General features: G+C 47.3%; 11 protein-coding genes. 8 read left to right on the top strand and 3 right to left on the bottom strand.

Going from position 1 to position 18826, the window contains the following annotated elements:
* Positions 1 to 104: 104 nt before the first annotated feature.
* On the top strand, positions 105 to 3479 hold the full coding sequence (locus tag H1S01_RS08215; RefSeq protein ID WP_188039609.1) for a S8 family serine peptidase: 3375 nt from the start codon (positions 105 to 107) through the stop codon (positions 3477 to 3479).
* Positions 3480 to 3481: 2 nt separating this feature from the next.
* On the opposite strand, the gene H1S01_RS08210 is transcribed toward H1S01_RS08215, so the two are convergent.
* From H1S01_RS08210 to H1S01_RS08200, 3 genes are read right to left on the bottom strand one after another with little or no spacing between them, the layout of a single operon-like run.
* The gene (locus H1S01_RS08210) at positions 3482 to 4480 is read right to left on the bottom strand and encodes a hypothetical protein (RefSeq protein WP_188039608.1); all 999 of its coding nucleotides are present in this window, start codon (positions 4478 to 4480) and stop codon (positions 3482 to 3484) included.
* A 6-nt stretch (positions 4481 to 4486) separates the two neighbouring features.
* The gene (locus tag H1S01_RS08205; protein ID WP_188039607.1) at positions 4487 to 5110 is read right to left on the bottom strand and encodes a sigma-70 family RNA polymerase sigma factor; all 624 of its coding nucleotides are present in this window, start codon (positions 5108 to 5110) and stop codon (positions 4487 to 4489) included.
* A 60-nt stretch (positions 5111 to 5170) separates the two neighbouring features.
* Positions 5171 to 6571, bottom strand: a complete 1401-nt coding sequence (locus H1S01_RS08200) for a copper amine oxidase N-terminal domain-containing protein (protein ID WP_188039606.1) — start codon at positions 6569 to 6571, stop codon at positions 5171 to 5173.
* A 298-nt stretch (positions 6572 to 6869) separates the two neighbouring features.
* Here H1S01_RS08200 and H1S01_RS08195 point away from each other — a divergent pair, with 298 nt between their 5' ends.
* From H1S01_RS08195 to murJ, 7 genes are all read left to right on the top strand, one after another.
* Entirely contained in the window at positions 6870 to 9086 is a 2217-nt protein-coding gene (locus tag H1S01_RS08195) for a stalk domain-containing protein (protein ID WP_188039605.1), read from the top strand.
* A 112-nt stretch (positions 9087 to 9198) separates the two neighbouring features.
* The gene (locus H1S01_RS08190; protein WP_188039604.1) at positions 9199 to 10320 is read left to right on the top strand and encodes a TolC family protein; all 1122 of its coding nucleotides are present in this window, start codon (positions 9199 to 9201) and stop codon (positions 10318 to 10320) included.
* A 216-nt stretch (positions 10321 to 10536) separates the two neighbouring features.
* A complete protein-coding gene (locus tag H1S01_RS08185; protein ID WP_341479060.1) occupies positions 10537 to 12741 on the top strand; it encodes a copper amine oxidase N-terminal domain-containing protein in 2205 nt (734 codons plus the stop codon).
* Between the two features lie 96 nt (positions 12742 to 12837).
* Positions 12838 to 13971, top strand: coding sequence for a TolC family protein (locus tag H1S01_RS08180; RefSeq protein ID WP_188039603.1), 1134 nt, complete (start codon positions 12838 to 12840; stop codon positions 13969 to 13971).
* Positions 13972 to 14171: 200 nt separating this feature from the next.
* Complete coding sequence (gene fliB / locus H1S01_RS08175) at positions 14172 to 15425, top strand: flagellin lysine-N-methylase (protein ID WP_188039602.1); 1254 nt, start codon at positions 14172 to 14174, stop codon at positions 15423 to 15425.
* A gap of 206 nt (positions 15426 to 15631) precedes the next feature.
* Entirely contained in the window at positions 15632 to 16756 is a 1125-nt protein-coding gene (locus H1S01_RS08170) for a glycosyltransferase family 4 protein (RefSeq protein WP_188039601.1), read from the top strand.
* 95 nt (positions 16757 to 16851) lie between these two features.
* Positions 16852 to 18438 carry a murein biosynthesis integral membrane protein MurJ gene (murJ, locus tag H1S01_RS08165; RefSeq protein WP_188039600.1) on the top strand — a complete coding sequence of 529 codons (1587 nt, stop codon included), beginning with the start codon at positions 16852 to 16854 and terminating at the stop codon, positions 18436 to 18438.
* Positions 18439 to 18826: the final 388 nt, after the last annotated feature.

Below are 18826 nucleotides of genomic sequence, written 5' to 3'. Positions count from 1 at the left end.
TACCCATCCCTGTTTGGGAGATGTCTTATATGGATATAAGGAAAATTAAGTATAGGTTTTTAAGCGTAACGCTTGTGGGTGCTATTCTCTCAGGCGTAACGCCGATGATGCCTTTCACAGAAGGAAAGGCTATTGATTTCGATCAGGGTCACCCAACCCTGCTGAACGATCGTACGCGAGACATTATCGGCGCTTCATTAGTCGCCGTTCCCGAAGTGGTACATTCGACAGGAATACAAGGACAAGGTGAAGTCATCGCTATCGCCGATAGTGGGTTAGACAGTGGAGATATCAACCACTTACACCCGGATTTTCAAAATAAACCGGGTCGCTTTCCCAAAGTGCTAAATCTAAAATCTTGGGCTTATGGACCGACAGAAGATACGACCGGGCACGGTACGCACATGGCAGGGATAATCGCAGGAACCGGCGCCGCATCTCAAGGAAAATACAAGGGGATGGCGCCGGAAGCCAGTTTATATATTCAAGGAATTATCGATTCGCAAGGGCAAGTATCACCTCCAGAAGATGTGAGCCGGCTCTATGAACCAGCCTATAAGGCAAACGCACATATTCATGTGGACGGATGGGGGACGCCGGGCAATAAATATAACCGAATTGCACGAGAGACAGATCGGTTTTTAAATAGATATACCGATCTCTTAGTGATATTTGGAGCTGGCAACGGCGGACCGCAACCGAACTCTCTGACCTGTGAAGCCAACAGCAAAAACGCATTAGTCGTCGGCGCCTCATCGAGCGTTCGCCCCGCAGGTTCTCTTTTAACAACAGAACCTCAGCAAATCGCTGAACTATCAAGCCGGGGACCAACTGCGGACGGCCGAATAAAGCCGGATTTAACAGCACCGGGAGTAGGCATCGTTTCAACGGCCCCGCGTGTGCCTGGTATGGCTGACGATGAAGCTCATCTATATCAAAGGATGCAAGGAACAAGCATGGCTGCAGCCACCGCCGGAGGTGCGGCAGCGTTACTTCGACAGTATTTCAGGGAGGAAGATTACCCGATGCCATCCTCCGCATTGCTGAAGGCAGCCCTGATTAACGGAGCTCGAAGCCAAGCGGAAAGCATGGGACAGAACAACGAAACCAATAGTCAGCCGAACAGTGAAGGCTTCGGAATCCTGGATGTAGGACGGACGATTCTCGCACTTCGAGAAAAGAGTTTTACCTATGTCGATAACGACTCCGAAATTACAAATGGGGAAACGAAGACATTCGACGTTAAGCCGTGGACAGAAAGTGCCCCCGTAAAAGTCACCTTAAGCTGGATCGATCCCGTAAAGGACAGCGGGGAATTAGTTAACGATCTCGACTTAACAGTTACTGGGCCTGATGGAGTTCTGTACACCGGGAATGCTCATATGGGAATGAAGAACGGTGATCATAAAAACAACGTTGAACAAGTCATCATTCCTCATCCGGTTTCGGGACGGTACCGGATTACCGTAACCGGGTCATCGATCACGGTGCCTCATCAGCGATTCGCCCTGGTGATGGGACAACCGCTTGTCGAAGAACCCGTCGTGACCTATTCAGCGAAAAACCAAGATGATAAGCCCCTTCGAATCGTGTTCAATGATAGTCTAGCGAAAAACACTACCGGCCTTATACCTGTAGGCGCCCAGGTATATGACGGACCTCAAAATAGATACGGAATTGCTCGAGCTGTCCGTTTACAGGGTGCCGATGTAGCCTCTATCGGGGGAAAAAACGTACTTGTTCCTAGGCGGAACGATTCGCTCTTTCAGGGATATTCCATCGATCCCAAAGCTTCTATTCAGGTGAATGGTAAGACGAGCCCTTTGTGGCCTACGGATGCAAAGGGTTCCAGTACTCTCGTATGGTTGCACCCACCGAGCCAGAAAGCCATGAAGATTGAAGCTGCGTATACTAGAGTGGATGGAAAACTGGAAGAATGGTTGAGCCAAAAAGAACAACTGACACTGATCGGACAGAAGAAAGTTTATCGGGCTCGCGCCGACACTCCTGTGGAAATCATCAACGAAACACTCGGAGAGGCGGATGTACCCGGACCCATCTTTGGCAATCGCCTTTCCGATTCAATCCTTCCAGGCAGTGATTTGCGACTTACCATCGATCCCCAGACCTTTGAAGTGACAAATATTCAAGTTCTCCGAACGGTGGTTCAAGGGCTCGTTACCAAAACCAATCAAAACCGAGAATTCAACATCGAGGGATTCGGAACGATCTCTGTGATGCCGGGATCTACAATTCGCCGAGATGGGGAAGAGATAGAATTAAAAGATCTGCGCATGGGGGACTATGTTCAAGCAAATCTTCTATCGCGGGAATACAAAGCCTACGGAGTCATAGCGACAGAACGGGCGTTGTGGGGAAAAATCATCTATGTTTCGGCCAAAGACGGACAGGTATACTTTGCCGATCAGTTTCAACGTTTGCATCGTTCTCTACTGAATCCTGGAGCTGCGATTCAACGATGGAATATGCCTGTAGAAATGTCGGCGATTCCAATAGGAGGCTGGGCATGGATCACCCTTGGTCTGGACAACCGGATTCAGAATGTGCGAGTTGTGGAAACCGATCCTGTTTCTGTGGGTTTGATTCAGCGCGTCGATCTATCGAAAAAAGAAATCTTGACGGATCAAAACGTACATATCCGGCTTTTTTCCCTGACATCTCTCAATTATGACGGACTGCCCATCCCAGCAGAATGGCTTCATCCAGGCCAAACCGTCGAGTGGGTGCCTGTCTTTGAAAAAGCCGATACGAATCAACGGTATGCTGCATCTCTCTCCATAAAAAATACACTTCAAAAGCCGAACGAAAAGCCTTCTCTAACGGCGTCCGTTCTTCCGATGGATCAGAAGTTGTTGATCCTAGGAAAAACAAATGGCAAAGACATCTGGATTTACCCCAGCTTAGGGAACGAAAAGATTCATGTCCCTGTTCAGCCTGACGGCTATTATGCATGGGCTGCAGAACCTCGGCTAGGCGAGACAGGATTTCAAATCGTTGCGGCTTCGCTATCGGGGCAAGTCACCGGACGATATCTGGCGATTCCGGCCGGGAGAGATTATAGTTTTAAAGACGTTTCCGGACACTGGGCGGAAGAGGCACTCAACAAGACCCGGCGCATGGGTCTGATTCGAGGCTACCCCGATGGAACCTTCCAACCGGATAGGTCGATTCGAAGACAAGATTTCAATGTCATGTTCTCGCGTCTATTCGGCATGGAAGACTATGAAAAAGCGACAGGGATGAGCGAGTTATCCCAATCTGAATTGATTCAAATCGCGCAATCAAAGATGTCTAAATCGGATATACCCCCTCGTTACTGGCCCAGTTGGATAGAAGGAGAATTTGGGCCGGAAGGATACCAAGCAGAGCATCCAGCAACCCGGGCGATGGCTGTAGTTCTACTACAACAAGTAATTCAAGCAATAGAACACTATCAAAAAGAAGAGAGTGGACAGTGATATCACTGTCCACTCTCTGTTTCTAGCCAGATAACAATCGTTTGTAAGGCCGAATCCTGTGAAATAACGGTTAGCTGACGTTCCAAACTTTGAATCTTGGAGCTAACAACAGCTTGCTGATCTGAAGGTGTTGAAGCCATTTGGCCTTTGAGGAAGTTTAGTTGATTCAACATATCTTGATACTGATTCGTTGCGTCTTGACTATCGTTTTTGTTCTCCAACAATGGGCCTGGTTGGATAGTACTGATAAATTCTTTAGCTCGTTCTGGAGAAACTTTTACGATGATATTTTGAACCTTAATCCCTTCTGATTCTTGAAGACCTAAGCTGCTGAAAGTACCATTGAAAAGCTGTGCTGTTTGTTTGATTTTATCCGCACTTGCATCAAGAGCGTTAACCCGGTAGCGTAGCAGGGTTCGATTGATAACCATCGGCTTGCTTAGCAGGGTAACTTGCGATTCGCCCGTCTTTTCACCGCTTACGCGGGAAGAAGACGATGTCGAACTAGGCGGGGGCGTTGTAGTAGTACGATCTGTGACCGTTGTCTGGTTTGCCGAAGAATTAGGATTGGACTTCTCCGTAGATGGAGGATGATCATTTACTGTAGATTCATTCGGTAAGACGTTTGAAGGTGGAGGGGATGAAGGATGATTCGTTTCGGTCTGTCCAGCCGTATAGGCGGGGTCATGTATGGCGATTTTCTCGGCAGGCACGAGCGAAGTGGAATTATCCATTGCCACATAAGCTCCGCCGCCAACGCCAAGTGTTAATAAAAGAACAGCAACGGACGGCAACCAGCGTCGAACTGCTGAAATGGAAATCGAATGCGCTGGAGAATTAACAGATGAAAGGGGTTCTTGGTCTATCCGCTCCATCACCCGGCTGGCAAAACCAACAGGTGGTTGCATCTCCATCGGAAGCTGACGTAACGCTAGTTCAGCCTGCCGCCACAATTCAAATTCACTGGTGATGTTTGAGTTGTCGCTACGCCCCTTCTTCATGATGCTTCACCCCCTTTGTTTTGACTCGGCAGGTAGATGGATGCCGAACTTACCGGCTAAAGAAGAAATGGTACTGCGAAATTGAGATTTCGCTCGATTGATACGGGACTTTACCGTTCCTAAAGAGGTATTGGTCGCCTCAGCGATCTCTTCATAAGAGTAGCCGTACAGCTCACGCATGACCAAAACAGTGCGATGCTCTTCCGTCATTTCCTTCAGAGCTGATCGAACCATCGATTTAAACTCGCTGTTTTCAAACTCTTCTAAAGGATCCCCGGTCGTCGCTGCCACTTCTCGTTTGACCTTAGTATCGTCGTTCCAGTCTTGATCCAGCGACTCTACGACAACACCGCGGCTCTTCCGGCTCATGTTGATCCACGTGTTCACTGTGATACGATGAAGCCATGTCGTAAATTCAGACTCATGACGGAAACTTCCGATATACCGATAGGCCCGGATAAAAGCTTCCTGTGCCAAGTCGTTGGCGTCCTCTAGGTTACCCGTCAGGTGGACGGCCAAACCATACACACGGCTTTGATATAACTCAACCAGTTGCGAGAAGGCTTGACGGTCTCCGGACTGGGCGGCGAGGATGAGATCTTTAAGCTCGGACAGGGTTCTCTCCTCCATCAATCACCGCAGGATCCGGTGTTATTACTTTAGACAAGAGGAATGAGTGGAAAGTTCCACTCATTCCTGTACTTTTTGATAAATGATGCTCGCGCTGTTTTCGTCGGCGTTCCAGTATACGTTCGCTCCGAAGGCTTCTGCCACCCATCGAACAGGCAAGTAAACCCGCTCGTTCGTGATTTCCGGATATACATCGATCAGAGTGGGTTTGTCATTCACGATGATGACTTTTCTATCTAAAAATAGAGTGACCTTTGTTTCACCCCGGGTTAGCGTGACCGTTTTTGCATCGGGATCCCAGAGGATTTGCTTATCGGAAATCCCGAGCGCCTTGGCGAGATAGCGGACCGGTACATAGACACGGTCATTTTTGTAATAAGGGAGCGCATCCATAAGCCAGCGATCATCATTGACTTGGTAAGTGTCTTGTCCCAATCTGAATTTAGCTGCCATGGTTTTCAAGGTTGGCGCTGGTTTTGCAGGAGCTATATCTACGTCTACCAACTGAGCGATACCGTGATCGGTTCCAGCGATCAGCTTCTTATTTGGCAATACGACTATGCTGTTCAAGGTTGTACCGCTAGGAAGCTGAACAGAAAGAGGGTTCCATGAATTGCCCCGGTTGTCAGAGGAAAAAACTCGACCGTCTTTATCAGCGGCATAAATAGTTTTGTCTTGGGCGTAATTCGGTGAAAATGCCAGTACATTGAGAGCTCTGTTTCCTTCGATGCCCTCCATGATTTCTACCCATGTTTCTCCACGGCTTGATGACCGGTTTATCTGACCGTGACTGCTGATGGAGAAGACAGTAGCATCATCGTTATAGGCCGGTGAAACGAAGAACTGTTCAAAGGTGTCAACGCCTAGAATCTTACGCCAGGTGACTCCATTGTCTGCGCTTCGCTTATTCCCTACTTCTCCCTCTTCCCGGGTGAATACGATCCCGTCGGGGGTAGCCGCAAACCGATAACCGCCAGTTTCGTTCTTTTGTATCCAATTCGGTTGGTCCGGCAGGGTCATAGCTAACTTACGGATATGAGTGTCATAGATGAAGACACCATATACAATCGCACCACTCGAGGTGACAGCGAAGCGGTCCGTGTTTGGAGGTGCAGAGCATATCTTCGTCCAGGAGGATTGAAGGGGATCCCACTTACCTATGTACAAGGACTGCTTGTCCATTCCTTTCAAGGCGTAGAGATCTCCGCTAGGTGTTGCATAAACTTGCCGGATCGCGTCATCAGACAGCAAGGTAAGTTTGTTGTCGACGCCCGCGCCATAAAGCTTACCATCCAATAAAACCAGATATTGTTCCTGTACAGAGCCTTTTGGTGCGGGATATACTTCTGCATAGCCGTTTCCGCTCATAGATTGCCAAGTCGAACTGGCAACCGCGGGACTGACTACCGACAGAAATAGGAGCGAAAGCGCGAATATACTAGTGAAAAACCGGGAGAACATAGAAACCCTCCTTTGCTTAAATGAATTACTTTCATTATATAAGCAATCGAAACTCCCGTACACACTTATCATCGTGTCCATGGTTAAGAAAAAAATGGTTGAATACGATGGACACAAAGAAACGGCGACAGTCGAATTTATATGACAGACGACAAACAAACAGTCGCTGAAACCAATTCCAATTAAAGAATAACAATTTGCATTAAAGGGGGGATGCTGCCAGCCCAAGGTAGTTATCCGCAACAACAAGAGGTAAATCTCACAATCACTAAATGAGAGAAACTTAGGAGGAAATTACGTGACTAACTTGAAAAAAATCTTTGCAACCGTCTCGACCGCAGTCGTTATGACTTCCATGTTGACCCCGGCTGCATTTGCTATGACCAACAACAACGTCTCTGTCGTCAGCACGATTTCCGATACCGCTGAAAATACAAACCTGGGTACCCTGCTCCTGAAAGAAGACAGCGACTTCGCTGACGATATGAAAGAAGGCAAATCTTTTACCATCACGCTTCCTTCCGGTATCAAGTTGGACGATAAAACTGCTGCCAATATGGTTAAATTCAAAGACCTCACCACTGGTAAATCCATTGCTGGCGATGCCAATACAGTCAGTGTCAGCGGCGATTACACAGTTACCGTAACTTTGCCCGCTGAAGACGCCGGCAATTTCGAGTACGCGAACCAACAAGCCATTTACTTCACACCGAACATTAAAGTAGACGGTTTTGACGGCGGCGACATCGAAGCCACTGTTGACGGCATGGAATCTGGTGTAACCAGCGGCAAATACGTCCTCGGTCGAGTTGCTACCGGAGACAAAACGAACGCTTCTGTCGTGAAGGTCGAAACCATCGGAGACAGTGGTAAAGAAGTTGGCGGTATCATCCGTGTAGAAGAACGTTATGCAGGTTCCCTTGGTAGCGTTCCTCAAGTTGGTGGGGCTGATCAGTTGCTTTTCAAAATCAAACTCCCCTCTAACTTCAACTGGGTTACAGAAAACAATCAATCGAACGGTGATGGCACCAACACCACTTCCGTAAGCGGAATTGCAGGATACAAAGGCGGCAACCTGAACATCAGCAAACTGGAAGCCGACGACAATGAACTGAGTGTATACGGTACCATTGCTTATGCTCCCGGACAAGACCGCGGTATCTTTGAGATTCATCCCGTAATCAGTGCTGATTCGGACGCAAAATTCGGTGATGTAGAAGCCTCCGTTGACGGTAAAGCTGCCGATATCGACGGTGCCGACCTCGTCATTGCCAAGTATGCCGACTACAGCGGTCAAGTCAAAGCGGTTGATAATGCGAAAGATGTGATTGCAGGCAGCTTCGACCAAGAACTGGCCAAAATCAACATCAAAGAAGATGTCGCCGGTGCTTTTGTAGACGGTCGCAAAATTCGCGTTGATTTCCCAAGCTGGGCCAAAGTAACGAAGGCAACCTTTACTAAAGGCGGCGCAAATGCTACAGCTAGCGCTCCCAGCGGTACCGACAGCTACTATGAATTCACCTACAATAAACCCGGCAGCGGCAAAGCTGAATTTGAAATTAAATTCGAAGTATCTGCCAAAGCCAATGCTTCCGGAGATATTAAAGCCACCGTCTCCGGTAAAGCCGGCGCCACCGGTGAAGCCGTTCTCGGCAAAGCGATCACTCCGGCCACCATCACTGCAGATGCTAAAGAAGTTCGTGTCGGTGTGAAAGATCAACCCCTTTCTGACATCTATGTCACGGAAACTAAAGACGGAGCTATCAGCGACGAAAATGGCAGCAACGAACTCGTCCTGGCTCTGCCGGATGACGTTCAATGGAGCAGCACCCCGACTGTGGAAGTTGTTGAAGGTAACCTGGATATCGATAGCGACAACATCAGCAAGAGCGGCAATAAAGTGACCATTCCCGTCAAATCCAGCAGCACCAAGCCCAGTAAAATTAAGATCTCCGGCGGTAAAGTTGACCTGAACCGTATGGTACCTGAAGGCAACATCGAACTAGACCTCAAAGGTTCTGCCGTTGCTGAAAACAATAAATCCGGTGCGACTCTCGCCGCAGGTGAGTTTGACCAATCTACAGCTTCGAGTGCCGTAGTAGCCCGTGTCGTTACTCCTGCTCCTGCTGAACAACAACGGACCGCTATCTTCAAAATCGGTGACACCAAGCTGAACCTGGGCGGTGTCGAATCCACTATGGACGTTGCTCCCTATATCAAGAACGACCGCACCTACCTGCCTGTCCGCTTTGTAGCCCAAGCTGTCGGTGTATCTGAAAGCAACATCATGTTCAATGCCGATTCTCAAAGTGTTGTCATCATCAAAGGGGACCGTGTCGTCAAAATGACCATTAACAGCCCCATGATGACTGTCAACGGTGTTACCATCCAAATGGATACAGTTCCTGAAATCGTTGAACCCGGTCGTGTCATGCTCCCTGTGGGTTGGGTCGCTCAGGCTCTGGGCATCTCCGCCAAATGGGATGGTGCCACTCAAACGGTAACCCTGAACTAAGTTTACTCTTGTATATTGCCCCTCTAAGAACCATTAGACAGAAGCCGGGAATACCCGGCTTCTGTTCTCCCTGTTATGGGTACATAATGACTGACGACCAGAGGAGAACCAAATGCTAAAAAAGACTATCGTCATCACCATTTTCTCGGTACTGATCGGTGTAAACGTATTGCCAGCCTTTGCAGAAGCTCAATTGGATAGCCAACCTGCGTTTACGCTTCAGCAGGCCGTTGACCAAGCCTTAGCATATTGCGAAACCCTTCGTGCTGCCGAGTTAGATATCGACCGAAGTAAAGAAGTCCGTGACTTTACCGGTGAACGGCTTTCAACGGTCGCTGGTGGAATTCCCATGGGGAGCGTTCCCGATTCTTCCTATAGCCTTTTTCTCGGTCTGGTGCAATCGAATATCAACTGGGAAATGGCGAAGAAAAATCTATCCGCTCAGCAAGATACGTTGGTCATGCAGACCTATCAAACCTATAATGGTCTTTACCAGGCGAAAGAAAAAGTGGAACTGGCCGAATCCACCCTAAAAAATGCACGTATTCAATACGCGAAAGCACAGGCGCTAAATGAAGCCGGGTTGATCGATAAAAATGGGCTCGAACAAGCTCTCGTCGCGAAAATCGCGGCAGAAGCGAGTCTTAACGCTGCGGAACAATCGTTGAGCGATGCCTATCAGAAATTCAATCAATTGGAACATCTGTCTCCCGACGCCCGCCCGGTTCTTTCTGACGCACCAAAATATGAGTTGTCTACGGATGATGACCTTGACGGGATCGTCGCGAAAGCCCTGAGTGACAGCCCATCTATCTGGCTGGCTGAGAAGAAAGTAGATCTCGCACAAACGATCTACGATGCCTACGACTTCGCCAATCCGAATCGTTCAGAGCCTTCCAAAGCCAAAGAAATCGACATAGACAAAGCCAAATGGTCAGCCGCCGGGACCAAGGAACAAATGGAAAAGCTGGTTCGTACCCTCTATTACTCAATCAAGCAACTAGAACATCAGCACGATGCCGCCCAACAAAGAAAGACTGTCGCCGAAACCTCTTTACGAGTTGCCAAGTTGCGATATCAAATCGGGATAGTTACGGCAGCCGATGTAACCGAAGCAGAAACGACGTTGGCAAATGCGGAGGATACGCTAATAGATATCACAATTCGTCATCAGAATCTGATGTATGCATTGCAAAAACCATGGGCCTATGCGGGTGCTAATAATAACACTTAACAACTTACGAGTCGCCAGCGGGGGAAAAAGATCCTCCGCTAATTTTTTTTAAAAAAGTTTTTTGTAATGACGGAACTTTTACGGAAAGATTGAGGTCAAATAATACGTAAAGGTGCAAGGCTGGAAAATAGAGTTGGTTTGTGGCAAATTAAACGCCCATAACCGATATGAAGATTCCGGCTAAGAGCCTAGATAAGAATATGAGGAGGAACATAGGTGTACACGAAAAAGTTTTTTGCCTCTCTGGCCACTGCAGGTCTGCTGGCCAGCATGGCAGCTCCTGCGTTCGCAATGACGAACAACAACGTTTCCGTTGTAACCACCATTTCTGACACTGCGGACGGCGTAAACCTGGGAACACTGCTCATGAAAGAAGACAGTGATTTCACCGATGATCTGAAAACAGGTAAATCCTTCACCATCTCTCTTCCCTCCGGCATCAAGTTCGTTGACACTGATCCCGCTAAAATGATCCAATTTAAGGATCTCATCAACAACAAAACAGTTGCTGGCGATGCGACTACCGTAAGCGTTAGCGGTGACTACACCGTAACCGTTACTCTGCCCGATGAAGTTGTAGGTACTTTCGAATATGCTAACCAGCAAGCTATCTACTTCACCCCGAACATCAAAGTCGATGGCTTTGACGGCGGCGACATTGAAGTTTCTGTTGACGGAATGGAATCCGGTGCCACCAGCGGTAAATACGTTGTTGGCCGCGTAGCTTCCGGCGACAAGACCACCGCTTCTGTTGTGAAAGTTGAAACCATTGGCGACGGCGGCAAAGAAGTCGGTGGCATCATCCGTATCGAGGAGCGTTATGCTGGCTCACTCGGAGACATTGGTGCAGACTCCTTGCTCTTTAAGGTAAAACTGCCCTCCAACTTCAAATGGGTCACCAACGGCGTCAAAAACGGTGACGGTACCAACACCACCGAAATCACCGGTATCGCTGGTTACAAGGGCGGCAACCTGAGCATCAGCAAACTCGACGCTGACGACAACGAACTGGATGTTTACGGTACCATCAACTATGCAGCCGGACAAGACCGTGGTATCATCGAAATCCATCCGGTCATCAGCCCTGAATCTGACGCTAAGTTCGGCGATGTGGAAGCATCGATCGACGGCAAAGCCGCCGATATTGATGACACCGATCAAATCATCGCTACTTATGCTGAATTCGGTGCTGAAGTCAAAGCCACTGAAGACGTTAAAGACGTCATGGCTGGACGTCAAGACGAAGAGCTGGCCAAAATTCGCATTAAAGAAAACATTGCCGGTTCCTTCGTTGACGGACGCAAAATTCGCGTTGACTTCCCCTCCTGGGTAAAAGTCACCGATGCTTCCTTCTCCAAAGGTGATGCCCGCGCCACTAAGCCTGCTTCCGTCGGTGAAGACAGCTACTATGAGTTCACCTACAACGCTCCTGCTGGCGGCACCAAAGCCGAAATGGAAATTCAATTCAAAGTCTCCGCTAAAGCCAACGCTTCCGGCGATATCAAAGCGACTGTCTCCGGTAAAGCCGGTGCAGAAGGCGAAGCTATCCTTGGTAAAGCTTACTGCCCTGTAGCAGTAACCAGTGATTCCAAAGAAGTCCGCGTTGGTATCAAAGAACAAGCGCTGGGCGACATCTATGTCACTGAGACCAAAGCCGGCACCATCAACGATGAAAACGGCTACGAACTCAATTTTGAACTGCCTGATGATGTAGAATGGAGCGATACTCCGAAAGTTGAAGTTGTCGAAGGTAACCTCGACATCGACGAAGACAACATCAGCAAAGACGGTAACGTTGTCACTGTTCCTGTCAAGTCTGCCAGCACCAAAGCTGCCAAGATCAAGATCTCTGGCGCCAAAATCGACCTGAACCGCTCTGTTGCTGAAGGTAACATCGAAATGAAGGTCAAAGGTACTGCCGTAGCTGAGAACGACAAGTCCGCTGGCAACCCCAGCCTTCTGGAAAATGGCGAGTTCGATCAAAGCTGGGCTGCTAAGGGTGTAGTTGCCAAAGTCGTTACCCCTGCTCCTGGCGAACAGCAACGCACCGCTGTCTTCAAAATTGGCGATGCCAAAATGACCATCGGTGGCGTAGAAGTAGCTCTGGACGCTGCTCCGTACATCAAAAACGATCGCACTTATGTGCCCCTCCGCTATGTAGCTAAAGCTGTCGGCGTAGAAGACAACAACATCGTCTACAACGCCGCTGACCGCAGCGTAGTCCTGCTCAAAGGCGACCGTGCCGTCAAACTGACTGTTGGTAGCACTGAAATGAGCATCAACGGTATCCCCGTATCCATGGATGTAGCTCCCGAAATCGTTGAACCCGGTCGCATCATGCTGCCGGTCCGCTGGGTTGCTCAAGCTCTCGGCGTAACCCTCAACTGGGATGCCGCTACTCAAACCGTAACCTGCAACTAAGATTTTCTCCCAATACCTAAATGAGCGAAAGCCGGGTTTCACATCAGAACCCGGCTTTCGCCTCTTTGCCATTTGGCCAACTAAGAGGTGTTTAGTATGCGTAAACTTACTGCTTGTATCGCTTCCATCGTGACCGCAACGTTTTGCCTCCTGCCGACTGTCAATCTCGGCGTTCCCGTAGCATACGCCGATGTGCAGGCGCAGCAACCTACGTACACCTTCGAAGAAGCACTAAAACAGGCTAAGCTCAACAGTAAGTCCCTTCAGGTCGCTGAACTCAGTCTCGATCGCAGTGAAAAAGTGCACGAATTTATGGGTCAACGGGTCTTAGATACAAACCACGGCATTCCTACCGATACGACTACATCGGACGCGGCTTACTCCGTCTATATGGGCATGAACCAGGCTTACATAAACTGGCAGTCGGCGCGCAAGAACGTTTCTGCCACTGAAGATACCATAGTGATGCAAACCTATCAGCTCTATAATGGCTTGCTGCAAGCGCAAGAAAAAGTGAAAAACGCACAGATTCGACTGGATAACATCAGGGCTCAATACAATAATTCAGTTGTTGGATACACAGTGGGGAGTACATCCGATTACAATCGAAAACAAGCCATGCTTTCTGTAAACGCATCCGAAGAGTCTTTGAAAGCAGCACAGGCTTCTCTAAATGACGCTTATCAAAAGTTCAACCGCCATCTGGGGATCGCAGTCGATGCAAAACCCGTCCTTACGGATCAACCCCAGTTTGTAGAGCTTAAAATAGATAACCTGGACAACGAAGTCGCCAGAAAGCTAGATGAGAGCCCGACCGTATGGCTGGCCGAGAAGAACGTGGACTTGGCAAAGATCGCTTACGACACCTATAATTTTGCGAGTCAGTCCCGGACAGAACCATCCCAAGCCAAGGAGATCGATATCGATAAAGCGGCTGTCTCTGCTCAAAGCACACGTGAACAGATGGATAAGGTAATTCGAACAATCTACTATTCGGCGAAACAAGTCGAGGATCTCTATAAAGCATCCCAACAAAAGCTGGCTGTCGCGGAGGAAGACTTACGAGTCGTACAAGTGAAGTTCGAGATCGGCATGGCGACACAGGCGGATTTGTTGAGTGCGAAAAGTAAGCTCGCTGACTGTCGTGATGATCTGATGGACGCCTTAGTACGTCATCAGAATCTAGTTTACGGGTTTGAAAAACCCTGGGCCTATGCGGCATCTTCATAGGAAGAGCTGTTAAGCTGTATCGAAATGTCGGTACAGTTTTTCTTTTATTGTGACATTACCGAAAAACCTATAGCTGTATTTATTTCGAAGAAGAATTTGAATAAGAAGATTGTGCTCGTAAACTAGCTTTTATGTTATACTAAAATAGAGTAGACTTTATGGTTAGTCCGAAAAAAGAATCTGAAAGGTAGAGCAAGCTAATGAATATAGATGTAAAAGTTACTGGAGTTTATGCACCTGCTTACATGCGAAAATTTTCTTGTACTGGTTCTGATTGTGAGGATACATGCTGTGCAAACTGGGATATTGACGTTGATAAGCGCACTTTTACAAAGTATTGTACGATAGCAGATGAGTCTTTAAAAAATCTCATTGAACAATACATTGTGCCACACGAAGAAAATCAAAAGGAAGTTAAGTTTGCTCGAATCCTCATGGGAAAAAGCACCTATTGCCCCTTCCTTGATTCAGAAAAGATGTGTTCAATTCAAAAGCAAGTAGGGGAAGAATATATTCCGGATATTTGCAGCATGTATCCCAGGGTAGCAAAAGTCATCGACGATAAACTAGAGGTTGTATGTACAATGTCCTGCCCTGTCGTGGCAAGGATAGCCTTGCTTGAACCTAATCAATTGCTACTTCAAAAAGTGCCGAACAGGATTGTAACAAGAAATACGAGCTCTCATATTTATACAGTCGATAAATCGAAAAACGATGTTTCCAGATCGTTTTATTATTTGAGGGAATTTACGATTCGATGGTTGCAAAATCATAATTATGCACTCAAAGATCGACTTTTGATACTTGGGTTATTTTTTAATGAAGTACAAAAGAAAAAAGTGCATAGTAAAAATAATATTATTAAAATAATGAAGTCCTTTGAAGAGAAGTTTGGGCGGGGAAATAATATTACGGTAAAGATTCCTGCTGACATGATCAAGGGCACTACAACGGCAGTATTGTCATATCTTTTCAACCTATACGTGAAAGCCCGTGCTTCTGAAAAGACACAAGAGAATAGCTATTTTCAACTATATACCGAGGTTTTTGAAGGGTTGGGACTGGCGCCCGATCAAAACGACGAAACCTTTGCCAACAAATACACTGCCCTACATGAGGATATTTTCAAGTCTTCTACAGTAAATCCAGAGGGTATTCTGGAGAACTATTTAATCAATCACACACTTTTGCGGTTTTATCCCTACGAAGATACCAACTCTTTATTCAAATGGTATTTTGTCATGGTATTGTACTATACTTTAATTAAACTGCATCTCGTCGGAATTTCTGCCTATCATAAGGAAGGTTTTACAGTCGATCATGTTATCAAGGTTATCTATTTGTTTTCACGAAACGTTGAACATGCTCAATCGTTTAAAGATCAAATGTTAGAGATTTTGGAGCATAACAACTATTATAACATGGCCTTTCTCACTTATTTATTAAAATATTAACGTTATAGATGGTGCTTGACTTGGAATAACAATTACTGCATTGCGGAAAAAGTAGATGAATAAATCCAATATGGGTTTCGAAACGTTTGACCGTGCAAGTAATCTTGCGCGGTTTTTTATTATTTTATCGGGTTAATCGATATGCTTGTTTTAGTGCCAGTTCCCGGATATAATGAAAGATGATTTCTGGCGATGGGGGAGAGTCCATGTCCAGGCCTATCCGTGTACTACATATTATCGGCGGTGGGGAAATCGGCGGCGCCGAGATTCACATCCTGGACCTGGCCAAACATTTTTCGCCGCAAGAGGTGGACTTGCATCTGTGCTGCCTTTTTCCGGCACCGCTTGTCCAACGCGCCCGGCAGCAGGGAATCCAGGCCACGGCAGTTCCGATGAAATCTAAGGTGGATTTGACCACTTACTGGGGAATTATCCAGCTGATTCGCCGGGTAAATCCGGATATTGTCCATACCCATGGTGTGCGGGCTAATTTGATTGGGCGCGTCGCGGCAAAATTAGCGGGTGTTTCCCGTATCGTAACCACGGTGCACAGCGTACTGGAAAATGATTATCCAGATCCCCTATCTCGATTTATCAATCACTGGTCCGAAAAAATGACGGCGAGCCTTACTGATCGGTACGTGGTCGTTGCTGAGTATCTAAAAAAGAATCTCTGTGACATTGGCATTCCGGCCTCGAAGATCACCGTTATTCATAATGGTGTGGACGAGGAGAAGTTTTCTCGCCAAAGTATCTCAACTACATTGCGGGCTGAATTAGGAATCGAGGATAATGTGCCTCTAGTCGGTATGGTGGGCCGTTTTCACCCGGTTAAAGGACATATTTACTTGGTTGCCGCGGCGAAGGAGATCCTTAAAATCAATCGTGATGTTCGTTACCTGATCGTAGGCGAAGGCTTTCAACGGGATGAAGTGGAAGCCTTGGTCCGGGATGAAGGCTTAGATTCTTATTTTTATTTTACTGGGTTCCGGGAAGACATCGCAAATATTTATGGTGCAATCAATATACTGGCTCTTCCTTCTCTTTCGGAGGGGCTGAGTTTGACTCTAATGGAAAGCATGCTGTCCGGCTGTCCCGCTGTAGTGTCCGCTGTTGGCGGAAATCCGGAGATTGTATCGGACGGGAAAAATGGTCTTATCGTGCCGCCGATGGATTCCTTGGCCTTAGCCGCGGCGCTGCTTCGTCTTTTGGAAGATCCCTGCTTGACCCGGCGCCTCGGCGAAGCAGCCAAGCGGACGATTGAAGAGCGTTTTACCGCTCAACGCATGGCTGAAAGAACTCAAGCGGTGTATAGGCATTTGGTTACCTAGAAAGAAGGATAAATTGGATCTGTTTAAGGGTTGATAAAGGCTAAATATGTAGAAGTATTTGAGTTCCTTTTTAGGAACCACGCGTGGGGAGACGAATGGCTAAAGAAAAACGCATCGCCCAGGCCGCGGCACTCATTATGGTAGTGACCTTGGCCGGGCGTTTTTTCGGTTTTATTCGTGAGATGTTGACAGCCCGCCATTTTCCGGCGGAACTGGTCGATACTTATTTGGTGGCGTATACGCTCCCGAATATTTTTGGCATTACCATGACGGGAGCCTTTTTAGCGGCCTTTATTCCGACCTTCACCCAGCTGATTGTCAACGGGCAAAAAGAACGGGCATGGCGCGTCGCTTCGACAGTCTTAAATGCTATCCTTCTATTCTTTTCTGCGCTCGTAATACTGGGTATTATTTTTTCTCCATTTGTCGTGGATGTGCTGGCGCCTGGCTTTGCCGGAGAACGTTTGGACGTGACGGTAAAACTGATGCGGATCATGTTTCCCACATTACTTTTTGCTTGTCTGAGCGGGATTACATCGGGTATCTTAAACTCCTTTGATCATTTTATTCTGCCATCTATCGGTCCAGCCTTAGCTTCTCTCACCGTTGTGGCCTCCATCTTGTTCTTAGAGCCTTCATTAGGGATTTATGCACTGGCTGTAGGCACATTGGCAGGTTTGTTTTTACAGTTGCTCATTCAAATTCCGGCTGTACCCCGGTTAGGGTTTCGCTACCAGTGGGTCCTCGATTTAAAAGATCCATTAGTGCGCCAGATCGGAGTACTTATCGTTCCGGTTCTGATCGGCGTTGGCATCGGACAAGCCAATATTCTCATCGACCGGATGTTGGCCTCTCAACTACCGGGTGGGAGTATTACCGCCTTGAATTACGCCAATCAGATTATGCAGCTTCCCATGGGGATTTTCGTCCAGGCCATTTCCATTCCGATTTTTCCAGCTTTGTCTGCCTTGGCAGCTCAGAATGACCAGGCGGGACTGGAGCGGACGATGAGTAAAGGGTTTAATTATTACTCCCTCCTTCTGACGCCCATCACCGTAGGCCTCATGGTCCTGTCAGTGCCAGCAGTCCGGGCCATTTTAGAACGAGGCGAGTTTACACCGGAGAATACGGCTGCTACAGCAATAGCTCTCTTTTGGTATGCACTAGGGATTCTCCCCAGCGCGATACGAGATTTGATCACCCGGGTCTTCTATGCGTTACAGGATACGAGTACACCTGTTAAAGTCGGTGCTGTCAGTGTGACGCTGCATATCATTCTAAACTTTGTCCTGGTACGGTTTATGTCTCACGCCGGTCTCGCTCTAGCTACATCCCTGGCGACGATGATCAATATGCTTATCCTCGGCTGGATTCTCTGGAGACGTGTCGGAGGTTGGGCGCTGAAAGGACAACTTATACTCTTGGGAAAATCTGCGCTGGCAGCAGTGCTGATGGGTTTTGCCGTATTAGAAATAGACCGCCTGCTTTTCCGTTATCTTGGTGGGACTACGGAAATAGACAAAGTGCTCCAACTTACCGGAGCTATTTCAGCAGGTTTTCTTATCTATTTATTAGTCATGTGGCTGTTGAAAGTGGAGGAAGTGCAGGTTCTTGTGGTCACTTTTAGACAGAAGATTCAAGGGTTGCTCTCTCGATTTGTTTTTCGAAACACGCATTCGTAATATTTACACATTCTCATTATGAGTCTTTGAGCGATCGTACCAAAACTTATAAAATGTCTTTAGTAAAGAAAGCGAGCCTAACCATTACTGAATGAGTTAGACTCGCTTTTTAACTTGAATACATTATAGAAGCATCAGGGAAATTAGAAAAATTATACCTTAATGAACCGGTTTAGATTATGTAATTGCGATTGCGATCAGGATTGTAGAGAGTTAGAAGATCGTTAAGAATCTAAAAATACATGGAGAATTATGGGTAAACAGCGGACATTTAAGTGTGATTAATATGTTTGAATAGATTGACAGTATTTTTAATTTTATGGTTTAATCTTCATTGGGTGGATGAGTGTTATCCCGGCGATATGAGTGTACGTACAAATTTATTAAA

The organism is Heliobacterium chlorum (assembly GCF_014502795.1).
GTDB lineage: Bacteria > Bacillota > Desulfitobacteriia > Heliobacteriales > Heliobacteriaceae > Heliobacterium > Heliobacterium chlorum.
This window is presented reverse-complemented; position numbering and strand designations above follow the sequence as displayed.

Coding starts and splice junctions, on each gene's coding strand:
- H1S01_RS08200 (WP_188039606.1), bottom strand. CDS start 6,571: ATGTTCTCCCGGTTTTTCACTAGTATATTCGCGCTTTCGCTCCTATTT.
- H1S01_RS08210 (WP_188039608.1), bottom strand. CDS start 4,480: ATGAAGAAGGGGCGTAGCGACAACTCAAACATCACCAGTGAATTTGAA.
- H1S01_RS08170 (WP_188039601.1), top strand. CDS start 15,632: ATGTCCAGGCCTATCCGTGTACTACATATTATCGGCGGTGGGGAAATC.
- fliB (WP_188039602.1), top strand. CDS start 14,172: ATGAATATAGATGTAAAAGTTACTGGAGTTTATGCACCTGCTTACATG.
- H1S01_RS08205 (WP_188039607.1), bottom strand. CDS start 5,110: ATGGAGGAGAGAACCCTGTCCGAGCTTAAAGATCTCATCCTCGCCGCC.
- H1S01_RS08180 (WP_188039603.1), top strand. CDS start 12,838: ATGCGTAAACTTACTGCTTGTATCGCTTCCATCGTGACCGCAACGTTT.
- H1S01_RS08190 (WP_188039604.1), top strand. CDS start 9,199: ATGCTAAAAAAGACTATCGTCATCACCATTTTCTCGGTACTGATCGGT.
- H1S01_RS08215 (WP_188039609.1), top strand. CDS start 105: ATGATGCCTTTCACAGAAGGAAAGGCTATTGATTTCGATCAGGGTCAC.
- murJ (WP_188039600.1), top strand. CDS start 16,852: ATGGCTAAAGAAAAACGCATCGCCCAGGCCGCGGCACTCATTATGGTA.